This is a genomic window from Deltaproteobacteria bacterium (genome assembly GCA_018668695.1).
Lineage (GTDB): Bacteria > Myxococcota > XYA12-FULL-58-9 > XYA12-FULL-58-9 > JABJBS01 > JABJBS01.
On sequence record JABJBS010000134.1, the window covers coordinates 1 to 5,331 of the forward strand.

At 50.8% G+C, this 5,331-nt stretch carries 7 protein-coding genes; 6 read left to right on the top strand and 1 reads right to left on the bottom strand.

Features of this window, described 5'->3' with window-relative positions:
- From HOK28_07345 to HOK28_07370, 6 genes are all read left to right on the top strand, one after another.
- A partial coding sequence (locus tag HOK28_07345; GenBank protein ID MBT6432889.1) for an undecaprenyl-diphosphate phosphatase occupies window positions 1–714 on the top strand: 714 nt, incomplete at its 5' end.
- On the top strand, window positions 711–1,283 hold the full coding sequence (locus HOK28_07350) for a CoA pyrophosphatase (protein MBT6432890.1): 573 nt from the start codon (window positions 711–713) through the stop codon (window positions 1,281–1,283). The genes HOK28_07345 and HOK28_07350, both read left to right, overlap by 4 nt.
- A 43-nt stretch (window positions 1,284–1,326) precedes the next feature.
- Complete coding sequence (locus HOK28_07355) at window positions 1,327–2,400, top strand: NTP transferase domain-containing protein (protein MBT6432891.1); 1,074 nt, start codon at window positions 1,327–1,329, stop codon at window positions 2,398–2,400.
- Entirely contained in the window at window positions 2,388–2,819 is a 432-nt protein-coding gene (locus tag HOK28_07360) for a hypothetical protein (protein MBT6432892.1), read from the top strand. Before HOK28_07355 ends, HOK28_07360 begins: the two co-directional genes overlap by 13 nt.
- Window positions 2,816–3,091, top strand: a complete 276-nt coding sequence (locus HOK28_07365) for a hypothetical protein (protein ID MBT6432893.1) — start codon at window positions 2,816–2,818, stop codon at window positions 3,089–3,091. The genes HOK28_07360 and HOK28_07365 overlap by 4 nt, the downstream gene beginning before the upstream one ends.
- Window positions 3,088–4,467 (top strand): phosphomannomutase/phosphoglucomutase, encoded by a 1,380-nt coding sequence (locus tag HOK28_07370; protein MBT6432894.1) that lies wholly within the window; start codon window positions 3,088–3,090, stop codon window positions 4,465–4,467. The genes HOK28_07365 and HOK28_07370 overlap by 4 nt, the downstream gene beginning before the upstream one ends.
- Here HOK28_07370 and HOK28_07375 read toward each other — a convergent pair.
- Window positions 4,464–5,279 carry a prephenate dehydrogenase gene (locus HOK28_07375; GenBank protein ID MBT6432895.1) on the bottom strand — a complete coding sequence of 272 codons (816 nt, stop codon included), beginning with the start codon at window positions 5,277–5,279 and terminating at the stop codon, window positions 4,464–4,466. The genes HOK28_07370 and HOK28_07375 overlap by 4 nt on opposite strands.
- Between the last annotated feature and the right edge of the window lie 52 nt (window positions 5,280–5,331).

Below are 5,331 nucleotides of genomic sequence, written 5' to 3' on the forward strand. Positions count from 1 at the left end.
GAACCGCATATTCTCTTCGACGTGATTGTACACGCGGCCACTTTGGTAGCTACGCTCGCTTTTTACCGGGATACGGTTAAAGGCATTGTGAGCGAAACTCTGGCACTGGGCTTCGGTATCTTCGAAGTGCGGCACTGGAAGAATGCTTTCAGGGATTACCCGGAAGTTCGTCTGCTTTTAATGATTGTTGTCGGTTCAGTCCCAACTGCCTGTATTGGTCTTGTATTCAAAGATGAACTCGAAGCGCTATTCGGTGAGCCGAAGTTTGCTGCATGGATGTTATTGGTAACTGCAGGGCTCTTAGCGCTGACCATGATTCAAAGAGGTTCAAGCCGCACCATAGAATCTATGGGACTGCGTGATGCACTAACCATCGGCCTCATACAGGGTATGGCGGTCATTCCTGGTATTAGCCGCAGTGGCTCAACCATAGCGTGTGCAATGCTTCTCGGACTCGACCGGCAATTGGCCGCGCGTTACTCCTTCTTATTGAGCGTGCCAGCGATTCTCGGTGCCGTGTTATTAAAGACGAAGGATGCGGTAGAGGCAGGCGCCCATATTGATGTGTTGCCGCTGGTGGTGGGATTTTTCAGCGCTGCGCTGGTCGGAGTTTTGGCCCTGCGTTTCTTTATCCCCATCGTGAAACAGGGCAAATTGCATTACTTTGTCGCGTATTTGATTCCAGTAGGTATTCTTGGGATTTGTGTTCTGTGAACCGAGAAGACGTAATCGCTGCCGTTCGAGCCCACCGGTCGCTGGAGCTTCCGAGTACCGGGCTAAGGCCCAGCGCTGTATTGGTGGCATTGCGTGAAATGAGCGACTCCGATGGTTTCGAGCTCATTCTCACTCGGCGCACTGAAAAGTTACCCTCTCATGCCGGACAAGTGTCTTTTCCTGGCGGCGGCACAACAGACTCGGATGCAAATCCCGAGTCGACAGCCCTTAGGGAAACTGAAGAAGAGCTGGGTATCGACCCTGCGTGCGTGACAGTGGTCGGAGAACTGGATCATCTCAACACCATCACCGGATACCATGTCGTACCAATCGTGGGTATCGTACCCCGAGATATCGTTTTTAAGCCTTCAGAGCATGAAGTCGCCAAAGTGTTTACCGTTCCGCTGGATGTGTTCCTGGATGATTCGCGCTGGGTGACCAAGGTTCATAATTATAAAGGCAGTGAAATTGCCATGCAGGAACTTCATTGGGATGGCGAAAATATCTGGGGTGCAACAGCCTACATGATTCAGCGTTTTTGTTACGTATTAAAGAGATTCACACCCTGAAAGCGTGCTGGAAATGCCCCGGTGGAGCTGCTAGGAAGCCCTTATGCAGGCATTAAACCATTTACGTGCAGTCGTATTAGCTGGTGGCTCAGGCACTCGGTTTTGGCCACTTTCACGTCCGCACCGACCTAAGCAACTTTTAGATTTGAGTGGCCAAGGAATCTTGCTTTGGCAAACTTTTGACCGCATTCAACCCGTCGTTGCGCCTAAGCATTGGTGGATGGTTGTGGGAGCTGCTCATGCGCAAGGGTGCCATGATGTTGTGCCGGATGTCTCGTCGGAACGAGTACTGGTGGAACCATGTGCTCGAAATACCGCGGCAGCCATCGGCTTAGCAGCGCTGCATCTCGTCCACGAAGACCCCGACGCGATGATGGTCATACTGCCGGCAGACCATCACGTAAGAGATTCGGCAGCTTTTTGCGAAGCATTGGATTTAGCGGCTCGGGCTGCGGCCAAGTCTGGAATCGTCACGCTGGGCATTAAACCCTCTCGGCCTGAAACAGGATATGGCTATATTGAGGCCGGAAAAGAGAGTGGCTTGGACGGTGTCTTTCAAGTGTCGTCCTTCAAAGAAAAGCCAGATTTAAAAACTGCCCAGAGCTATCTCGATTCAGGAAATTTCCTTTGGAACGCCGGAGTTTTTATCGTCCGTGCCGATTATATATTAAACGAATTGAAGGTTCAGCAAATAGAGTTGCATCGTGGTCTGATGAAGATTGGCGAACATATCGGAACCGATGTGTATGATGCACAGCTTGCGAGCATTTATGAAACCTTGCCTTCTGTTTCCATCGATTATGCGGTGATGGAGAATGCGCATGAGGTTTCGGTGATACCGCTGGAGTGTGGCTGGTCAGATGTTGGGAGCTTAGGTTCCTTGGATGGGGTCTTGCAGCAAGACGAAGACAATAATCTCATTATGGGAAATACGGTCGTAATTGACACACGAGACTGTACCTTGATTGCAGATGAAGACCATGTTGTTGCGGCGATTGGACTGCGCGATTTGGTCGTCGTTCACACCCGAGATGCTACTTTGGTTATGCCCAAAGAACGCGCTCAAGAGGTGCGCCAGGTCGTGGCGATGTTAAAGGAAAAGGGATGGAACGAGTAAAGCAGATTTGTATATGCGTTGTTGTGGCGCTTACGGGGTTTACGGCCCTGGCCCAACAGGAAAATTCAGCAACTCCAAAAGCACAGGCCGACGAAGTGGTACCTAATGTTGCGCCTGCAGTGAAGGCCCCGGTTAAGAAGCGAATAAGAAGCGGCTCATTTTTGGTGGGCAACCGAGGAATCTCGCCCGCTGCGGATACGCGCGGGGATTTCGAGCGCCGCCGGGATCTTGAAATTATCAAGCATTATACACGGCGTGCTCAGCTTGATGTCATTGCAAGGCGTGCTAAGCAAGTAGGGCAAACAGAGCTATTAGAACGGCTTGATAGAATTCGCCGTGTTGAAGATGAGCGCCACCGGTTGCGGATGCAAGAGGTGACCGAGGGATCAGTTTTTCTAGATATGCGGGGGCTGCCATGAGAACCATAATTTTATTGGGAGCGTTTTGCCTCATTGGTTTTTGCGCTGGATGTGATGGCGGTGCGGAGGAATCGACTTTGGAGCAGGAGGCGACGCCTTGGGATCAGGGAAGAGTTGAAGCGCTGCGTATGCCAGGGGTAGTGGATGCTCCCGGGAAGATTTATCGCAAAGCATATGACCGCGCGATGGGGCAGATAACGGGTGATAATTTACTAGACCGTCTCGAAGCGTTAGAGCGCGAAATCGAAATGGAACGAAACGAGTTGAAATGAAATTCTCCAGTGAAATATTTCGCCAATACGACATTCGCGGGATTGTTGGCCCGGACCTAACCCCTGAGCTGGCCTATCATTTAGGTCGCGCGGTTGGCTCTTGGGTGAAGCGTGGAGGCGGCACAAAGGTCGTTCTTGGACGAGATTGCCGTCCCAGTGGTGAAGATTTTTCTGCTGAACTTGGGCGCGGCCTGCGTGAGAGTGGTGTTCATAGTATCGATATCGGTGTTGTTCCGACTCCTGTTGTTTACTGGGCCATTGAACACTTGGATGCGGATGGTAGTATCGCTATCACGGGTAGCCATAACCCAGCCGAGTACAATGGTTTCAAATTAACCTTGCTGGGCCGCTCATTGTTTGGCGAGGACATTCAAAAGCTTCGATTAAGTATCGAAAATGAAGATTACGAGTCTGGTGAGGCAACCCATCAAACAACCCCTGTGGTGGATGCTTATCTCGATGAACTTGTGGAAAATCTCAAGCCAGTAGAGCGAAAGCTTAAAGTCGTGGTCGACGCTGGTAACGGTGTTGGGGGAATTACAGCGTTACCCCTTTTTGAGCGAATGGGTTGTGAGGTTATTCCTCTCTACTGCGAGCTTGACGGGACATTTCCTAACCACCATGCAGATCCAACCGTCGAAGAAAATCTGGCCGACTTAAAGCGAAGTGTTTTAGGCCATGGCGCAGATCTTGGTTTAGCTTTCGACGGAGATGCCGACCGAATTGGTGTGGTTGATCGCAACGGTGAAGTCATTTGGGGTGATAAGCTCATGATTCTTTTGAGCAGAGCTTTACTCAAAGAAGAGCCCGGCGCTGTTATCATCGGCGAAGTAAAGTGCTCGAAGACCCTCTACGATGATATCGCGGCCCACGGTGGTAAACCCATCATGTGGATCACAGGTCACTCACTCATTAAAGCGAAGATGAAAGAAGAGAAAGCGGCTTTGGCCGGCGAGATGAGCGGGCATATTTTCTATAAGCACCGTTACTACGGATTTGATGACGCCGCCTATGCAAGTGGGCGTTTACTCGAAATTATGGGCAGCACGAACGCATCGGTGAGCGAACTCTTAGCAGATGTTCCCAAGACAGTGTCGACGCCTGAGTTGCGTATGGATTGCCCTGAAAACATTAAGTTTGATTTGGTAAAGCGTGTCATTGGTTCATTCCAAGAGCGTGCGAAGTCTGAACCATTCTCGGTGATTGATATCGACGGGGCCCGAGTTGAATGGGAAGATGGCTGGGGATTGGTGCGGTGCAGTAACACCCAGCCGATTCTTGTTTTAAGATTTGAAGCTCAGAATGAGACAAGGCTAAAGGAAATCCGTAAAGTTGTTGAGTCTGAGATTGAACTTCAACGAGCTGAGATGAACTAGCTCTGAGGACCTGATTTTAATTCTTCGACGAGACTCGCCGGGGAATCTTCAAGGGTCGACGCCAGCTTTTCAAATCGTTTTGCGAACTCCCGAAGAAGCTCAGGCACATGCGGATTGCCTGCAACCACAGGCCCCATTATTTCTGGCAAGAAAGCTGCATACCGCGTGGCGCGCTGAAAGCCCGGTCCTCTAAGACCCTGGGTTGTTTCGTCATTCTCTGCGAAATCCCGAAGGACGACAGAACTCAAGTAGGGCAGGTGTGAGGTGAACGCGACGACCCTATCGTGCTCATCGGCGGTCATATAAATCGGGCTTGCACCAAGCTTGGTCCAGAAGTCGAAAAGTTGCTGGCCAATTGTGGCGCTGGGCTCATCGCAAATTGCAACAGGGAAGCCTTTGAAGAGGTCCTGTTTGCGGTTTGAAAAGCCGGGTACAATGCCTCCCGCCATGGGGTGACACCCTACAAAGTTATTCTCCGGTCCGAGAATTTTTCGTGCCGCAATTTGAACAGGTGTTTTCACGCCGATGACATCCGTGAGGATAGTCGAGCTTGAAATACAGTTTTTGAGGTGGCTTAAAACATTTTCCAGTGCGCCCAACGGGACACAAACAACGACCAGGTCGAGGTCCTTCCAGGTCTCATCAGGAGAAGCGCTAAGAGAGGAAAAAATCTCCGCCCTCGTGGCTTCCTTGATGGTTTCTGGTTGGCTGTCGGCACCTAGGATTCGGGCATCGGGTAATGTTGCCTTGACCGCTTCGGCCAAGGAACCACCGATCAACCCCAATCCAACAATGCCGATACTTTGAATCATACTAAAGTAGAGCCTTCACCTTCGATACAACGTTATCGACGGTAAATCCGTA

Excerpts from the sequence above, each read along its gene's own strand:
- HOK28_07375 (MBT6432895.1), bottom strand. The coding sequence starts at position 5,279 with ATGATTCAAAGTATCGGCATTGTTGGATTGGGGTTGATCGGTGGTTCC.
- HOK28_07365 (MBT6432893.1), top strand. The coding sequence starts at position 2,816 with ATGAGAACCATAATTTTATTGGGAGCGTTTTGCCTCATTGGTTTTTGC.
- HOK28_07370 (MBT6432894.1), top strand. The coding sequence starts at position 3,088 with ATGAAATTCTCCAGTGAAATATTTCGCCAATACGACATTCGCGGGATT.
- HOK28_07355 (MBT6432891.1), top strand. The coding sequence starts at position 1,327 with ATGCAGGCATTAAACCATTTACGTGCAGTCGTATTAGCTGGTGGCTCA.
- HOK28_07360 (MBT6432892.1), top strand. The coding sequence starts at position 2,388 with ATGGAACGAGTAAAGCAGATTTGTATATGCGTTGTTGTGGCGCTTACG.